This window comes from Streptomyces sp. NPDC041968 (genome assembly GCF_055589025.1).
This window is the reverse complement of sequence record NZ_JBVJCB010000001.1, coordinates 19,003-33,827: the sequence shown is the minus strand read 5'-3', so window position 1 is coordinate 33,827 and position 14,825 is coordinate 19,003. Positions and strand designations below refer to the sequence as shown.

At 71.6% G+C, this 14,825-nt stretch carries 17 protein-coding genes; 11 read left to right on the top strand and 6 right to left on the bottom strand.

Going from position 1 to position 14,825, the window contains the following annotated elements; translation table 11 throughout:
- Positions 1–11 precede the first annotated feature (11 nt).
- From ACZ6EG_RS00175 to moaA, 3 genes are all read left to right on the top strand, one after another.
- A complete protein-coding gene (locus ACZ6EG_RS00175) occupies positions 12–368 on the top strand; it encodes a DUF485 domain-containing protein (RefSeq protein ID WP_391972502.1) in 357 nt (118 codons plus the stop codon).
- Positions 365–1,999 (top strand): solute symporter family protein, encoded by a 1,635-nt coding sequence (locus ACZ6EG_RS00170; protein ID WP_391972501.1) that lies wholly within the window; start codon positions 365–367, stop codon positions 1,997–1,999. Before ACZ6EG_RS00175 ends, ACZ6EG_RS00170 begins: the two co-directional genes overlap by 4 nt.
- A 178-nt stretch (positions 2,000–2,177) precedes the next feature.
- On the top strand, positions 2,178–3,167 hold the full coding sequence (gene moaA / locus ACZ6EG_RS00165) for a GTP 3',8-cyclase MoaA (protein ID WP_469600333.1): 990 nt from the start codon (positions 2,178–2,180) through the stop codon (positions 3,165–3,167).
- A 45-nt stretch (positions 3,168–3,212) separates the two neighbouring features.
- Here moaA and ACZ6EG_RS00160 read toward each other — a convergent pair whose 3' ends face one another.
- Both ACZ6EG_RS00160 and ACZ6EG_RS00155 read right to left on the bottom strand, forming a co-directional pair.
- Positions 3,213–3,440 carry a hypothetical protein gene (locus ACZ6EG_RS00160; protein ID WP_391972499.1) on the bottom strand — a complete coding sequence of 76 codons (228 nt, stop codon included), beginning with the start codon at positions 3,438–3,440 and terminating at the stop codon, positions 3,213–3,215.
- 212 nt (positions 3,441–3,652) lie between these two features.
- Positions 3,653–4,051 (bottom strand): DUF3099 domain-containing protein, encoded by a 399-nt coding sequence (locus ACZ6EG_RS00155; protein WP_391972498.1) that lies wholly within the window; start codon positions 4,049–4,051, stop codon positions 3,653–3,655.
- Positions 4,052–4,312: 261 nt separating this feature from the next.
- Here ACZ6EG_RS00155 and ACZ6EG_RS00150 point away from each other — a divergent pair, with 261 nt between their 5' ends.
- Positions 4,313–4,594, top strand: coding sequence for a GlsB/YeaQ/YmgE family stress response membrane protein (locus tag ACZ6EG_RS00150; protein ID WP_356607647.1), 282 nt, complete (start codon positions 4,313–4,315; stop codon positions 4,592–4,594).
- 92 nt (positions 4,595–4,686) lie between these two features.
- Here ACZ6EG_RS00150 and tyrS read toward each other — a convergent pair whose 3' ends face one another.
- The 3 genes from tyrS to ACZ6EG_RS00135 are packed head-to-tail and all read right to left on the bottom strand — an operon-like array spanning position 4,687 to position 8,913.
- Positions 4,687–5,955 (bottom strand): tyrosine--tRNA ligase, encoded by a 1,269-nt coding sequence (gene tyrS, locus ACZ6EG_RS00145; RefSeq protein ID WP_391972497.1) that lies wholly within the window; start codon positions 5,953–5,955, stop codon positions 4,687–4,689.
- A gap of 43 nt (positions 5,956–5,998) precedes the next feature.
- Complete coding sequence (locus ACZ6EG_RS00140; RefSeq protein WP_469600328.1) at positions 5,999–7,393, bottom strand: metallopeptidase TldD-related protein; 1,395 nt, start codon at positions 7,391–7,393, stop codon at positions 5,999–6,001.
- Entirely contained in the window at positions 7,390–8,913 is a 1,524-nt protein-coding gene (locus ACZ6EG_RS00135) for a TldD/PmbA family protein (RefSeq protein ID WP_391972495.1), read from the bottom strand. Before ACZ6EG_RS00135 ends, ACZ6EG_RS00140 begins: the two co-directional genes overlap by 4 nt.
- A gap of 290 nt (positions 8,914–9,203) precedes the next feature.
- Between ACZ6EG_RS00135 and fabG the strand changes: the two genes are divergently transcribed.
- The 3 genes from fabG to ACZ6EG_RS00120 all read left to right on the top strand — a co-directional run bounded on the left by fabG (position 9,204) and on the right by ACZ6EG_RS00120 (position 11,237).
- On the top strand, positions 9,204–9,923 hold the full coding sequence (fabG, locus tag ACZ6EG_RS00130; RefSeq protein WP_384693396.1) for a 3-oxoacyl-[acyl-carrier-protein] reductase: 720 nt from the start codon (positions 9,204–9,206) through the stop codon (positions 9,921–9,923).
- A 5-nt stretch (positions 9,924–9,928) separates the two neighbouring features.
- Positions 9,929–10,696 carry an enoyl-ACP reductase FabI gene (fabI, locus tag ACZ6EG_RS00125; RefSeq protein WP_356607637.1) on the top strand — a complete coding sequence of 256 codons (768 nt, stop codon included), beginning with the start codon at positions 9,929–9,931 and terminating at the stop codon, positions 10,694–10,696.
- Positions 10,697–10,871: 175 nt separating this feature from the next.
- Positions 10,872–11,237, top strand: a complete 366-nt coding sequence (locus tag ACZ6EG_RS00120) for a hypothetical protein (RefSeq protein WP_391972494.1) — start codon at positions 10,872–10,874, stop codon at positions 11,235–11,237.
- Here the strand turns inward: ACZ6EG_RS00120 and ACZ6EG_RS00115 are convergent.
- The gene (locus ACZ6EG_RS00115; RefSeq protein ID WP_391972493.1) at positions 11,215–11,907 is read right to left on the bottom strand and encodes a FadR/GntR family transcriptional regulator; all 693 of its coding nucleotides are present in this window, start codon (positions 11,905–11,907) and stop codon (positions 11,215–11,217) included. The two genes, ACZ6EG_RS00120 and ACZ6EG_RS00115, sit on opposite strands and share 23 nt — an antisense overlap.
- 58 nt (positions 11,908–11,965) lie before the next feature.
- On the opposite strand from ACZ6EG_RS00115, the gene ACZ6EG_RS00110 reads away from it, so the two are divergent.
- The 4 genes from ACZ6EG_RS00110 to ACZ6EG_RS00095 all read left to right on the top strand — a co-directional run bounded on the left by ACZ6EG_RS00110 (position 11,966) and on the right by ACZ6EG_RS00095 (position 14,657).
- Entirely contained in the window at positions 11,966–13,345 is a 1,380-nt protein-coding gene (locus ACZ6EG_RS00110; RefSeq protein WP_469600322.1) for a CynX/NimT family MFS transporter, read from the top strand.
- A gap of 178 nt (positions 13,346–13,523) precedes the next feature.
- The gene (locus ACZ6EG_RS00105) at positions 13,524–13,640 is read left to right on the top strand and encodes an SGM_5486 family transporter-associated protein (RefSeq protein WP_037922852.1); all 117 of its coding nucleotides are present in this window, start codon (positions 13,524–13,526) and stop codon (positions 13,638–13,640) included.
- Positions 13,641–13,828: 188 nt separating this feature from the next.
- Positions 13,829–14,038 carry a hypothetical protein gene (locus tag ACZ6EG_RS00100; RefSeq protein WP_356607629.1) on the top strand — a complete coding sequence of 70 codons (210 nt, stop codon included), beginning with the start codon at positions 13,829–13,831 and terminating at the stop codon, positions 14,036–14,038.
- A gap of 100 nt (positions 14,039–14,138) precedes the next feature.
- Positions 14,139–14,657 (top strand): SixA phosphatase family protein, encoded by a 519-nt coding sequence (locus ACZ6EG_RS00095; RefSeq protein ID WP_391972491.1) that lies wholly within the window; start codon positions 14,139–14,141, stop codon positions 14,655–14,657.
- Positions 14,658–14,825: the final 168 nt, after the last annotated feature.

Below are 14,825 nucleotides of genomic sequence, written 5' to 3'. Positions count from 1 at the left end.
GAGGAGACTCCGTGGCCACCGACGCACCGCCCCCCTCGAAAGAGGAACGCCCACTTCCCTCCGCCGAGGAGTTCTCCGAGGTGCAGCAGAGCGCTGAGTTCGCCGAACTGCGCCGCTCCTTCCGCTCCTTCGCCTTCCCGCTGACCATCGCCTTCGTGGCCTGGTACCTGCTCTACGTGCTGCTGTCGAACTACGCCGGCGGCTTCATGGGCACCGAACTCTTCGACAACATCAACGTCGCCTTCGTCTTCGGTCTCGCCCAGTTCCTCACCACGTTCCTCATCGCCTGGTGGTACTCGCGGCACGCCGCCGCGAAGCTCGACCCCAAGGCCGAGGCCATCAAGACCCGGATGGAGGGCGGCGCATGAGCCCCGCACAGACCGTCTTCGCCGCCGAACTCGCCGCCAACGAGGCCAGCGAGCACCGGCCGCTCATCATCACCCTCTTCGCGGTCTTCGTCCTCGCGACGCTCGGCATCACCGTGTGGGCGGGCCGGCAGACCAAGGACGCCGCCGACTTCTACGCGGGCGGCCGCCAGTTCAGCGCCTTCCAGAACGGGCTCGCCGTCTCCGGCGACTACATGTCCGCCGCGTCCTTCCTCGGCATCGCCGGCGCCATCGCCCTCTTCGGCTACGACGGCTTCCTCTACTCCATCGGCTTCCTGGTCGCCTGGCTGGTCGCCCTGCTCCTGGTGGCCGAGCCGCTCAGGAACTCCGGCCGCTACACCATGGGCGACGTCCTCGCCTACCGCATGCGCCAGCGCCCCGTGCGCACCGCCGCCGGCACCTCCACGATCGTCGTCTCGATCTTCTACCTGCTGGCCCAGATGGCGGGCGCTGGCGTCCTCGTCTCGCTGCTGCTCGGCATCACCTCCGACGCGGGCAAGATCCTCATCGTCGCCCTCGTCGGCATCCTGATGATCGTCTACGTCTCCATCGGCGGCATGAAGGGCACCACCTGGGTCCAGATGGTCAAGGCCGTCCTGCTGATCGGCGGCACCCTCCTGATCACCTTCCTGGTGCTGCTGAAGTTCGACTTCAACATCTCCGACCTGCTCGGCACCGCCGCCGAGAAGAGCGGCCACGGCGCCGCCTTCCTGGAGCCCGGCCTCCAGTACGGCGCGAGCGGCACGACCAAGCTGGACTTCATCTCCCTGGGCATCGCCCTGGTGCTCGGCACCGCCGGCCTGCCGCACATCCTGATCCGCTTCTACACCGTGCCCAACGCCAAGGCCGCCCGTAAGTCCGTGAACTGGGCGATCGGCATCATCGGCGCCTTCTACCTGATGACCATCGCGCTCGGCTTCGGCGCCGCCGCGCTCGTCGGGCCCAAGGAGATCACCGAGTCCAACCCGTCCGGCAACACGGCCGCGCCGCTGCTCGCCCTGCACGTGGGCGGCGTCGACTCGACCTGGGGCGCGATCCTGCTCGCCACGATCTCGGCGGTGGCCTTCGCGACCATCCTCGCCGTGGTCGCCGGCCTCACCCTCGCCTCGTCCTCGTCCTTCGCGCACGACATCTACGCCAACGTCATCCGCCGGGGCCAGGCCACCGAGAAGGAGGAGATGCGGGCCGCCCGCTGGGCGACCGTCTTCATCGGCATCGCCTCCATCGCGCTCGGCGCCCTCGCCCGCGACCTGAACGTGGCCGGCCTGGTCGCCCTCGCCTTCGCGGTCGCCGCCTCCGCCAACCTGCCGACCATCCTCTACAGCCTCTTCTGGAAGCGCTTCACCACCCAGGGCGCGCTGTGGTCGATCTACGGCGGTCTGATCGTCGCCGTCGGCCTGGTGCTGTTCTCGCCCGTGGTCTCCGGAGACCCGAAGGCGATGTTCCCGGACGTCGACTTCGCCTGGTTCCCGCTGAAGAACCCGGGCATCATCTCCATCCCGTTCGGCTTCCTCATGGGCTTCCTCGGCACGGTCCTGTCGAAGGAGAAGCCCGACGAGGCGAAGTACGCGGAGCTGGAGGTCCGGTCCCTGACCGGCACCGGAGCCCACTGAGCCCCGTACGGACGAAACTCCGGACACCCGGCGACGCGGCCGCTCGTAGATCCCTACGACGCGGCCGCGCCGCACGTCGTGGGATCGGGCCGCTGTCGATGTCGGACCGGTCACGTAGGCTCGCAGGTGTCGGAGGAGAGAAGTGCTCCGCCGATCCGCGTCGAGGGAGGGGGCCCACGTGCTCATCGACACCTACGGCCGAGTGGCCACCGACCTGAGGGTCTCGCTCACCGACCGCTGCAACCTGCGCTGCACCTACTGCATGCCCGAAGAGGGCCTCCAGTGGCTGGCCAAGCCCGACCTGCTCACGGACGACGAGATCGTCCGCCTCATCGGCATCGCCGTCACCTCCCTCGGTATCGAGGAGGTCCGGTTCACCGGCGGGGAGCCCCTGCTGCGCCCCGGCCTGGTCGGCATCGTCGAGCGCGTCGCCGCCCTGGAGCCGCGCCCCCAGATGTCCCTCACCACCAACGGCATCGGTCTGAAGCGCACGGCGACCGCCCTGAAGGCGGCCGGCCTGGACCGGGTCAACGTCTCGCTGGACACCCTGCGTCCGGACGTCTTCAAGACCCTCACCCGCCGCGACCGCCACAAGGACGTCCTGGAAGGGCTGGAGGCCGCCCGGGAGGCCGGGCTCACCCCGGTGAAGGTCAACAGCGTCCTGATGCCCGGCCTCAATGCCGACGAGGCCCCCGACCTGCTGGCCTGGGCCGTCGAGCACGACTACGAGCTGCGGTTCATCGAGCAGATGCCGCTGGACGCCCAGCACGGCTGGAAGCGCGACGGCATGGTCACCGCCGGTGACATCCTGGCCTCCCTGCGCACCCGCTTCGAGCTGACCGCCGAGGGCTCCGAGGAGCGGGGCTCGGCCCCCGCCGAGCGCTGGCTGGTGGACGGCGGCCCGCACCGCGTCGGTGTCATCGCGTCCGTGACCCGCCCGTTCTGCTCGGCCTGCGACCGCACCCGCCTGACCGCCGACGGCCAGGTGCGCACCTGCCTCTTCGCCCAGGAGGAGACCGACCTGCGCGCCGCCCTGCGCTCGGACGCCCCCGACGAGGAGATCGCCCGCATCTGGCGACTGGCCATGTGGGGGAAGAAGGCCGGCGCGGGCCTCGACGACCCGACGTTCGTGCAGCCCGACCGGCCCATGTCGGCCATCGGGGGCTGAGCGCGCCGCCGGGTCGTCCCCGGGAGTCCGCCGGAGCCTGCCAGGTCACCCCTGGGAATCCGCCGGAGCCTCCCACTCGGCCAGCGGGACCACGTCCTTCAGGAAGCCCCGCACCCCGAGGAACTGGGAGAGGTGCTCCCGGTGCTCGTCGCAGGCGATCCACGTCTTGCGCCGCTCGGGCGTGTGGATCTTCGGGTTGTTCCACGCGAGTACCCACACGGCGGCGGTGCGGCAGCCCTTGGCGGAGCAGATCGGGGTGGTCTCGTCACTCACAGCTTCGTCTCACAGTTGCGCACAAAAGGCGACGCCGAGCAGCCACGGGGGGAGCTGCCCGGCGTCGGTCCGTCGCTCCGACGGGGGATGCGGAGCGCACACGAAGTATGTCACGGGTCACCCATCGCCCGGCACCGGAACAACACGATTCATCTGAGCTCTTCTTGAGCCTGGCGCGGAACCGACGCCCCCGCCCGAGGCCCGCTCGGCGATCACGCTCGGTGGCGCGACTCACCGGCGGCGCCCGACGCCGGATCGGACAGGGCGTCCTCCGGTCCGGGTGCCGCCGGGCCGTCCTCGTCCCGGGGCGGCATGATCATCGGCGGGGTCGGCACCGTCACGAACGTCGAGGGCAACGATGGCGCGTTCTCGCGCCCCGCGTTCGCGATCACGACCGCGATGTACGGCAGGACCAGGCCGAGGACCAGGGCCACGATCGCGACGTGCCGCTCCACGTTCCAGAGGCAGGCCGCGAGGACCACCGACACCGTACGGACGGACATCGAGATGATGTAGCGGCGCTGTCTTCCGCGCACGTCCTCCTGGAGGCCCGTCCGGGCCCCGGTGATCCGGAACACCTCGGCACTGCCGCCGGCACTCTGCTTCCGCATCTCGTTCCACCATCCGCCCGCATCGGACTGACCCCGCCCCGCTGACGTCCGCGGCCGCTCGGGGACACCGGTCCCGGACAACTCTCCACGTTACGCCGCACCTGCGCCGACCACGAGACCGGGGCACCCCCCGTCCGGCTCCCACGGCCCGCACGGCACGCGCGGCCGCGTCCCCCGTTCGGCCGTACCCGGCATGCGCTGATCGCGGTACGACCGAAGACTGGCGCTAATGCTCGCGTTGAGCCGTATGAGGAGGCAGTCATGGGCTGGTTGTGGGCGATCATCGTCGGATTCGTGCTGGGTCTGATCGCCAAGGCGATCATTCCCGGAAAGCAGCACAGCCCTCTGTGGCTGACCACCATCTTCGGCATGCTCGGCGCCATCGCCGGCAACGCGATCGCCCGGGCGGCCGGTGTGGACGCGACCTCGGGCATCGACTGGTGGCGGCACATCTTCCAGCTGGTGGCCGCGATCATCATCGTCGCCGTCGGTGACGCGGCCTACATGGCGATCCGGGGCAACAAGCGGCGCGAACGGGCCTGACGGTCCGCGCGAGGCGTACGCCCCCGGGGCGTACGACGAAGGGACGGCACCCGGCAGCCGCGTGACGCCGGGAGCCGCCCCTCCCCATGGGCTCAGGCGCCCGTGAGCTCCACCGCGGCCAGGTTCTTCTTGCCGCGGCGCAGCACCAGCCAGCGTCCGTGCAGCAGGTCCTCCGGGGCGGGGACGGCATCCTCGCCGACGACCTTGGCGTTGTTCACGTAGGCGCCGCCCTCCTTCACCGTGCGGCGCGCGGCGGACTTGCTGGCGACCAGGCCGACCTCCGCGAACAGGTCGACGACCGGGCCCAGCTCGGTGACCTTGACGTGCGGCACCTCGGAGAGGGCCGCGGCCAGCGTCCGGTCGTCCAGCTCCGCGAGGTCGCCCTGGCCGAAGAGGGCCTTGGAGGCGGCGATCACGGCGGCCGTCTGGTCGGCGCCGTGCACCAGCGTCGTCAGCTCCTCGGCCAGCGCTCGCTGCGCGGCCCGGGCCTGCGGACGCTCCTCGGTCTGCCGCTCCAGCTCCTCCAGCTCCTCGCGGGAACGGAAGGACAGGATGCGCAGGTACGTCGAGATGTCCCGGTCGTCCACGTTCAGCCAGAACTGGTAGAACGCGTACGGCGTCGTCATCTCCGGGTCCAGCCAGACCGCGCCGCCCTCGGTCTTGCCGAACTTGGTGCCGTCCGCCTTCGTCATCAGCGGCGTCGCGTAGGCGTGGACGGAGGAGTCCGGCTCCAGCCGGTGCAGCAGGTCCAGGCCGGCCGTGAGGTTGCCCCACTGGTCGCTGCCGCCCTGCTGCATCGTGCAGCCGTACCTGCGGTAGAGCTGGAGGAAGTCCATCGCCTGGAGCAGCTGGTAACTGAACTCCGTGTAGCTGATGCCCTCGGAGGACTCCAGACGCCGGGCGACGGAGTCCTTGGTCAGCATCTTGTTGACCCGGAAGTGCTTGCCGATGTCCCGCAGGAACTCGATGGCGGAGAGCCCCTCGGTCCAGTCGAGGTTGTTGACCATCACGGCCGCGTTCTCACCCTCGAAGGACAGGAACGGCTCGATCTGGCCGCGCAGCCGCTCCACCCAGCCCGCGACGGTCTCCGGCGAGTTCAGCGTGCGCTCCGCGGTCGGCCGCGGGTCGCCGATCTGGCCGGTGGCCCCGCCGACCAGCGCCAGCGGCCGGTGACCGGCCTGCTGGAGCCGGCGCACGGTGAGCACCTGCACCAGGTGCCCCACGTGCAGGGAGGGCGCGGTCGGGTCGAAACCGCAATAGAACGTGACGGGACCGTCCGCGAGCGCCTTGCGCAAAGCATCCTCATCGGTGGACTGGGCGAACAGCCCACGCCACTTCAGCTCGTCGACGATGTCCGTCACGGTTCTCGTGTCTCCTCGAATGGTCTCGTGTGCGGGTACGAGGTTATACGCCCTGGCTGACAGAGCTCATATTGAAGTCCGGCACCCGCAACGCGGGCATTGCCGCCCTGGTGAACCAGTCTCCCCACTCCCTGGGCAGCGTCTTCTCCGTGCGCCCGGCCTCCGTGGCCCGGCCCAGCAGGGACACCGGCGACTCGTTGAACCGGAAGTTGTTCACCTCGCCGGCGACCTCGCCGTCCTCCACGAGGTAGACGCCGTCCCGGGTCAGCCCGGTCAGCAGCAGCGTCGCCGGGTCGACCTCGCGGATGTACCAGAGGCAGGTGAGCAGCAGGCCGCGCCCGGTGGCGGCGACCATCTCCTCCAGGGAGCGGTCGGAGCCGCCGTCCAGGATGAGGTTGCCGAGCCCCGGCGCCACCGGCAGCCCGGTCAGCCCGGCGCTGTGCCGGGTGGTCGTCAGCCGGTTCAGCTCGCCCGCGCGGATCCAGTCGGTGGCCCCGGCCGGCAGTCCGTTGTCGAACACCGACTGGTCGCCGCCCGAGGAGTGGGCGACCACGAAGGGGGCGCACTCCAGTCCGGGCTCGTGCGGGTCGCTGCGCAGGGTCAGCGGCAGCTCGCCCAGCCGTTCGCCGACGCGCGTGCCGCCCCCCGGCTTCGAGAACACCGTGCGCCCCTCGGCCGCGTCCCGCCCCGAGGCCGACCAGTACTGGTAGATCAGCAGGTCCGCGACCGCGGTCGGCGGCAGCAGCGTCTCGTACCGTCCCGCGGGCAGCTCCACGCGCCGCTCGGCCCACCCGAGCCGTACGGCCAGGTCGGCGTCGAGCGCCGCCGGGTCGACGTCCTTGAAGTCCCGCGTGGCACGCCCCGCCCACGCCGACCGGGTGCGGTCCAGCGACTTGGCGTTGACCTCCAGCGTCCCGTTCGGCTGGTCGTGCCGCAGCCGCAGCCCGGTCGACGTGCCCAGGTAGGTCGACGTCAGCTCGTGGTTGGCGAAGCCGTACAGCTCCCGCCCGCCCGCACGCGCGCGGGCGAACGCCTCCCCGAGGGCCGGCGCGAAGTCGGCGAACACGGCCGACGAGGTCTCGGCGGGCGCGTCGGTGAAGTCGGGCGAGGCGGGCACGTCCGTGACCAGCGGCTGCGCGTCCTCGGCCGGTCCCGCGCCGCGCGCGGCGGCCTCGGCGGCGCGCACCAGGGGCTCCAGCTCGTCCACCGTCACGGCCGACCGCGACACGACCCCGGTGGCCGAACCCTCCCGGCCGTCGACGGTGGCGACCACGGTGAGCGTGCGCCCGCGCGTGACGCCGTTGGTGGTGAGCGCGTTGCCCGCCCAGCGCAGGTTGGCCGTGGACTCCTCGTCGGCGATGACGACGCAGCCGTCCGCCCGGGACAGCTCCAGCGCCCGCTCGACGATCTCGTGCGGCCTGTTCGTGCGCGCGCTCATCGACCCGCCTCCTGCGTGGTGTTGAGGATGTTGACTCCCTTGAAGAGCGCGGACGGGCAGCCGTGGGAGACCGCCGCGACCTGGCCCGGCTGGGCCTTGCCGCAGTTGAAGGCACCGCCCAGGACGTAGGTCTGCGGGCCGCCGACGGCCGCCATGGACCCCCAGAAGTCGGTCGTCGTCGCCTGGTAGGCCACGTCCCGCAGCTGACCGGCGAGCCGCCCGTTCTCGATCCGGAAGAAGCGCTGACCGGTGAACTGGAAGTTGTAGCGCTGCATGTCGATGGACCAGGACCGGTCCCCGACGACGTAGATCCCGCGGTCCACGCCGCCGATCAGGTCCTCCGTCGACAACCCTCCGGGATCCGGCCGCAGCGACACGTTGGCCATGCGCTGCACCGGCACATGGGCGGGGGAGTCGGCGTAGGCGCACCCGTTGGACCGCTCGAACCCGGTCAACCGCGCGATCCGCCGGTCGAGCTGGTACCCCACCAGCGTGCCGTCCTTCACCAGGTCCCAGGACTGGCCCTCGACGCCCTCGTCGTCGTACCCGATGGTCGCGAGCCCGTGCTCGGCGGTGCGGTCGCCCGTGACGTTCATCAGCTCCGAGCCGTAGCGCAACTTCCCGAGCTGGTCGAAGGTGGCGAAGGAGGTACCGGCGTAGGCGGCCTCGTAGCCGAGGGCGCGGTCCAGCTCGGTGGCGTGGCCGATCGACTCGTGGATGGTCAGCCACAGGTTCGACGGGTCCACGACCAGGTCGTACAGCCCCGCCTCGACGCTCGGCGCGCGCATCTTCTGGGCCAGCAGCTCGGGGATCTCGGCCAGCTCGGCGTCCCAGTCCCAGCCGGTGCCGGTCAGGTACTCCCAGCCGCGCCCCGCGGGCGGTGCCAGCGTGCGCATGGAGTCGAACTCGCCGCTGGAGTCGTCCACCGACACGGCCGTGAGCACCGGGTGCAGCCGCACCCGCTGCTGGGTGGTCACGGTCCCGGCGGTGTCGGCGTAGAACTTGTTCTCGTGCACGGTGAGCAGCGAGGCGTCCACGTGGTCCACCCCGTCGGCCGCCAGCAGCCGCGCGCTCCAGTCGGCCAGCAGGGCCGACTTCTCCGTGTCGGGCACGGTGAACGGATCGATCCCGTACGACGAGATCCACGTCCGGTCGGCGTGCACGGGCTCGTCGGCCAGCTCCACGCGCTCGTCCGACCCGGCCGCCCGGATCACCCGCGCGGACAGCTTCGCCATCGCCACCGCCTGCGAGGCGACCTTGGCGGCGGCGTCCATCGTCAGGTCCACGCCGGACGCGAAGCCCCACGTACCGCCGTGCACCACGCGCACCGCGTACCCGAGGTCGGTGGTGTCCGAGGACCCGGCGGGCCTGGCGTCCCTCAGGCGCCGGGAGGCGCTGCGCACCCGCTCCAGGCGGAAGTCCGCGTGCTCGGCGCCGAGGGCACGCGCGCGTGCCAGGGCGGCGTCGGCGAGGGCGCGTAGGGGGAGTGCCGTGAAGGCTTCGTCGATGCTATGAGGCACCTGCGTCTCTTTCTGTCGACGTGACCGGTCGTCTGCCGCGACACCGGGGGCTGCGCCGCATCATGTCGCGTGAGGGCGGACGGGGACCACACCTTTCGCGGCGGGCGGGACGCCGACCGCGGCGCCCTTTCTGTAGGGACCCGACAGTCAGCCCCCCGAGCCACTGTGGGTGCCCGATTCTCTGCGGACAGGGGCGGACCGATAGGTTTTCGAGGAAGCCGCCTGTCATCGCCGCCCGTCGACCGGGTGTTCTCGGGCGGGTACCAGAACGCTATGGAAAGGGTGATCCGTTGAGCCGCTCGGTTCTCGTCACCGGAGGCAACCGGGGCATCGGCCTCGCCATCGCCCGCGCATTCGCCGACGCCGGTGACAAGGTCGCGATCACGTACCGCTCGGGTGAGCCGCCGGAGGCCCTGACCGAATTGGGCTGCCTCGCCGTCAAGTGCGACATCACCGACAGCGAGCAGGTGGAGCGGGCCTACAAGGAGATCGAGGACGCGCACGGTCCCGTCGAGGTGCTGGTCGCCAACGCCGGCGTCACCAAGGACCAGCTCCTCATGCGCATGTCCGAGGAGGACTTCACCTCCGTCGTCGACACCAACCTCACCGGCACCTTCCGGGTCGTCAAGCGCGCCAACCGCGGCATGCTGCGCGCCAAGAAGGGCCGCGTCGTCCTGGTCTCCTCGGTGGTCGCCCTCCTCGGTTCCGCGGGCCAGGCGAACTACGCCGCGTCCAAGGCGGCCCTCGTCGGCTTCGCCCGCTCCCTCGCCCGCGAGCTGGGGTCCCGCAACATCACCTTCAACGTCGTCGCGCCGGGCTTCGTCGACACCGACATGACCAAGGTGCTCACCGACGAGCAGCGGGCCGGCATCGTGTCGCAGGTGCCGCTCGGCCGGTACGCGCAGCCGGAGGAGATCGCCGCGACGGTGCGGTTCCTCACCTCGGACGACGCCTCGTACATCACTGGAGCCGTCATTCCCGTTGACGGCGGACTGGGAATGGGTCACTGATCACCATGAGCGGAATTCTCGAGGGCAAGCGCGTCCTGATCACCGGTGTGCTGACGGAGGCCTCCATCGCCTTCCACACCGCCAAGCTGGCCCAGGAGCAGGGGGCCGAGGTCATCCTCACCGCGTTCCCGCGGCCGACGCTGACCGAGCGCATCGCCAAGAAGCTGCCCAAGCCCACCAAGGTCATCGAGCTCGACGTCACCAACGACGAGCACCTCGGCCGCCTGGCCGACATCGTCGGCGAGGAGCTCGGCGGCCTGGACGGCGTGGTCCACTCCATCGGCTTCGCCCCGCAGGACGCCCTCGGCGGCAACTTCCTCAACACGCCGTTCGAGTCGGTCGCCACCGCCATGCACGTCTCGGCGTACTCCCTGAAGTCGCTGACCATGGCCTGCCTGCCGCTGATGCAGAACGGCGGCTCGGTCGTCGGCCTCACCTTCGACGCGCAGTTCGCCTGGCCGCAGTACGACTGGATGGGCCCGGCCAAGGCCGCCCTGGAGGCCACCAGCCGCTACATGGCCCGTGACCTCGGCAAGCAGAACATCCGCTGCAACCTGGTCTCGGCCGGCCCGCTCGGCTCCATGGCCGCGAAGTCCATCCCGGGCTTCAGCGAGCTGGCCTCGGTGTGGGACAACCGCTCCCCGCTGGAGTGGGACCTCAAGGACCCGGAGCCGGCCGGCCGCGGTGTCGTCGCGCTGCTGAGCGACTGGTTCCCGAAGACCACGGGCGAGATCGTCCACGTCGACGGCGGCCTGCACGCCATCGGCGCCTGACCGCTCGCCCGCCGGGCCCGCACCTCACCGGGGTGCGGGCCCTCGGCACGTCACCGGGGCGTGGATTGTCACCCGTTCGGCTCAGCCGGTGGGGCGGTGGGGCGGGCGGCGGCGCACGCTGGGGTACGGGTTCACCACGCGCTGTCCCTCCCCCGTACGGCCGAGGAGGTCCCCCGTGCGTCCACTCCACCGCCTGGCCTCAGCGACCGTCGCCCTCGCCTGGGTGTTGTTCCTGCCGTACGAAGCGGTCTCCTACGCGCGCGTGCCCACCGGGGACGCGGATGGCCCCTCGGACGCGGCGGCGGAGCCGTTCGGTGCCGAGTGCCGGGTCCGCGTCGACGACTCCGACGTCACCGCCCACTGCCACAACCCCTACCCGCAGGCCGACCACGTGCGCCTGCACGTAGAGTGCGCCGACTGGTGGGACCTGGACAGCGACGGTTCGGCGGTCCGCGCCGGGCCCGCGCAGACCGTACGCCTGGACGGACGGTGCTGGAAGGAAGTCCGGACGGCCTGGGTCAGCCACGCGCGCGGGAGCTGACCCGGCCCGGGCGGCACACGAACGGGTAACCGGCCGCCTCCGTCCCGGCGGTCCCGGCGTCCCCCGCGCGGATCGCGTCGACCAGCCGCGTGTGGTCCATGTGCGTCTCCGGCGTCAGCTCGCTGCCGACGTCCACCCGCAGCCAGTCCCGCATCACCTCGCCCAGGTCCGCGTACATCGCGGTCATCACGTCGTTGTGCGAGGCGGCCACGACGGCCAGGTGGAAGGTCGCGTCCGCCGTCACGAAGGCCTCCGTGTCGCCCGACTCCCACGCCTCCTCGCGCCGTACCAGCAGCGCGTCGAGCTGCTTGAGGTCCTTCTCCGTGCGCCGTTCGGCGGCGAGCCGGGCGGCGGCGGACTCCAGGGTGGAACGCAGCTCGGCGATGTGCCGCGGATCGGCGTCGGCGAAGCGGCGCTGCATCACGCCCGCCAGCTCGCTGGTCGCCACGACGTACGTTCCGGAGCCCTGACGGATGTCCAGCAGGCCGTTGTGGGCCAGCGCTCGGACCGCCTCACGGACCGTGTTGCGGGCCACGCCGAGCTGCTCGACCAGCTCGGGCTCGGTCGGGATGCGGGAACCCACCGGCCACTCGCCCGAGGCGATCTGCTGGCGCAGCGCCGCGATGACCTGCTCGGACAGCGCCGAACGGCGGGGATGGCTCAGGGGCATGGCTCACCTTCGCACACGAGTGGACAACCAATCATCCCATGATTCTATGATGGGCCTCATGGCTAGTGACGAAACCCGGACGGAGACACGGACGGAACCCCGCAGCTCCACGCCCTTCGGCGAGTCGCCGACACGGGGCCCCCAGGCGCCCGGCGAGACGCCCGAAGCGCCCGGTACGCGCCCGTGGACGACGTGGACGACCCGTCTGCTCCTCCTGGGCATCGTGCTGGCCGCGCTCAACCTGCGCCCCGCCATCACGAGCCTGGGCGCACTCCTGGAGGAGGTCCGCGACGGGCTCGGCATGAGCGGCAGCGTGGCGGGACTGCTCACCTCCGTGCCCCCGCTGTGCTTCGCCGTCTTCGGCGTCACCGCCCCGCGGCTGGCCCGCCGCTTCGGCCCCGGCGCGGTGGTCTGCGCGGGCATGGTCGCCATCACCGCCGGCCTGCTGATACGTCCGTACGCCGGCGGCACCGCGGGCTTCCTGGCGGGCACCGCCCTCGCACTGATGGGCATCGCGGTCAGCAACGTCCTGATGCCGGTCATCGTCAAGCGCTTCTTCCCGGACCGGGTCGGCTCCATGACCGGCCTGTACTCGATGGCCCTCGCCTTCGGCACCTCGATCGCGGCCGCGGCGACCGTGCCCGTGACGAGCGCGCTGGGCGGCGACTGGCAGCCCGGCCTCGCGGTGTGGGCCGTACTGGGGGCGGCGGCCGTCCTGCCGTGGCTCCCGTTCGTGCGGCAGCGGACGGCGCCGACCGCGCCCGGCGCCCCCGGCGCGGCCGGACAGGGCGCGGGGGAGCCCGGGGCCGCGCGCGCGGACGGGCCGGCGCGGCAGTCCGCCGAGCAGCCCCCGCTGCGCATCACCCGCAGCCGGACGGCCTGGGCGCTCGCCGTCTTCTTCGGCCTCCAGGCCACGGCCGCCTACATCACCATGGGCTGGATGGCGCAGATCTTCCGGGACGCGGGCGTCTCCGCGGGCACCGCCGGGCTGCTGCTCGCCGTCATCATGATGATGGGCGTGCCGCTCGCCTTCGTCATCCCCCGCGTGGCCACGCGCCTGCCCCAGCAGGGACCCATCGTGGTCGTGCTGGGCGTGTGCGGACTCGCCGGGTACGCGGGGCTCTACTTCGCCCCGGCCGGCGGCGCCTGGATCTGGGCCCTGCTCCTCGGCATCTCCAACTGCGCCTTCCCGCTCGCGCTGACCATGGTCGGGATGCGGGCCAGGACCGGCGCGGGCGTCGCCCAGCTGTCCGCCTTCGCGCAGAGCACCGGCTACCTGATCTCCATCCCGGGTCCGCTGCTGGTGGGCGTGCTCTACCAGCACAGCGGCGGTTGGGGGCTGCCGATCGCGCTGATGAGCGCCCTGATGGTGCCGCAGATCGTGGTGGGCGTCCTGGCGGGCCGGAACCGTACGGTCGAGGAGGAGGCGGCGCGCTGACCCCGCCCGCCGCACCGCCGCCCCCACCCACCGGCCGGTGACACGGCGTACCGCCCGGTGACACGGCGTACCGGCCGGTGACACGGTGCACCGGCCCGCAGGCTCCGTGCGCCGGCCGTGCACGCCGCTCCACCGGGCCGCCCGCCCCCGCCGCCGCGGCGGATGGGAGACTTGCCGTATGCCAGTCCTCGACCCGAACCCCCAGCACGGCCAGAAGAAGATGCTGATCGTCTTCGGAGCCTTCCTCGCGATCTTCGTGATCATCGGCGTCATCGCGACGATCGCCTCGCCGTGACCCCGGCCAGCGGCCCCGTCGCCCCCAAGGGTGGGGTTAACCCCCGTATCCCTTAGGGGGTGAGGGTCAGGGTCAAGTGGGTGGACTTCCGGATGGGTTGGTGACCGCGGATTCCGTAGTTTCGAGATGTGCCCGGACAGGCGGGCGCGGACCCCGGACCAGGGACGCTCGAACCAGCGGAGGCACTCATGTCGGCCCCTACCCAGACCCGGCCTCCCCAGGCGACCCGGGGCGGCGTCGAGATCCGGCTGCCCTGGTGGGCCCTGGCCCTGCCCGTACTGGCCTTCGTCGTGCTGCTCCTGCTCATACTCAATCCCGTGGACGCCCACGCGGCGGCCACCGGTGAGCCCGCCACCGCGCAGCTCCTGGAGCGGTTGCGGGAGCTGACCGCGCGCTGACGCGGATCGGGGCCGGTCGCGCGCCGCGGGTCAGGCCGGTGGTGAATCCGCATGTCAACTCCCAGCGCCCCGTGGCCTGTTTCATGCGAAGCTGGATGGCATGAGCGTCGCAGAACCCCGCAGGATCGTCCTTTTCCGGCATGCGAAAGCCGACTGGCCACAGGTGACCGACCACGAGCGGCCGCTCGCCGATCGGGGCCGCAAGGACGCCGCAGAGGCCGGACGCCGGCTGGCGGACACCGGCATCGCCTTCGACCAGGCCCTGTGCTCGACCTCCACGCGGACCCGCGAGACCTGGAAGCTCGCCGTCCAGGAGTTCCCGCACCGGCCGAAAACCGTCTACGAGGAGCGGGTCTACGAGGCCTCACCCGGCGAACTGATCGCCGTGCTCAACGAGACCCCCGACGACCTGAGGAACGTACTGGTGATCGGGCACAACCCGGGCATGGAGGGACTGGCCGAGATCCTGGCCGGCTCGGCCGAGGGCGACGTCCGTGAGCGGATGGGCCACCGGGGCTTCCCGACCGCGGCCTTCGCCGTCCTCACCTTCACGGGCTCCTGGAAGGACGTGGAGCCGGGGATCGCCTCCCTGGCCGACTACTGGGCACCCACCGACTGATCCGCCCCCGCCCGACGGAACCCGGTCGGCCACTGGGGCAGACCGGGGCCCGCGGTCCCTCGCGTACGGCGTGCCGGGGCCGTCGGTCGCCCAGTACGCGCCCGGGCACGGGTACGGGTACGGGTGCGGATTCGGGTGGCTCGGCCGGCCCGGGCGAGCGTGCTCCGC

Coding starts and splice junctions, on each gene's coding strand:
- ACZ6EG_RS00155 (WP_391972498.1), bottom strand. CDS start 4,051: ATGCGGAAGCAGAGTGCCGGCGGCAGTGCCGAGGTGTTCCGGATCACC.
- fabI (WP_356607637.1), top strand. CDS start 9,929: ATGAGCGGAATTCTCGAGGGCAAGCGCGTCCTGATCACCGGTGTGCTG.
- ACZ6EG_RS00095 (WP_391972491.1), top strand. CDS start 14,139: ATGAGCGTCGCAGAACCCCGCAGGATCGTCCTTTTCCGGCATGCGAAA.
- ACZ6EG_RS00140 (WP_469600328.1), bottom strand. CDS start 7,393: ATGAGCGCGCGCACGAACAGGCCGCACGAGATCGTCGAGCGGGCGCTG.
- ACZ6EG_RS00170 (WP_391972501.1), top strand. CDS start 365: ATGAGCCCCGCACAGACCGTCTTCGCCGCCGAACTCGCCGCCAACGAG.
- ACZ6EG_RS00150 (WP_356607647.1), top strand. CDS start 4,313: ATGGGCTGGTTGTGGGCGATCATCGTCGGATTCGTGCTGGGTCTGATC.
- ACZ6EG_RS00105 (WP_037922852.1), top strand. CDS start 13,524: ATGCCAGTCCTCGACCCGAACCCCCAGCACGGCCAGAAGAAGATGCTG.
- ACZ6EG_RS00110 (WP_469600322.1), top strand. CDS start 11,966: ATGGCTAGTGACGAAACCCGGACGGAGACACGGACGGAACCCCGCAGC.
- ACZ6EG_RS00100 (WP_356607629.1), top strand. CDS start 13,829: ATGTCGGCCCCTACCCAGACCCGGCCTCCCCAGGCGACCCGGGGCGGC.
- ACZ6EG_RS00115 (WP_391972493.1), bottom strand. CDS start 11,907: ATGCCCCTGAGCCATCCCCGCCGTTCGGCGCTGTCCGAGCAGGTCATC.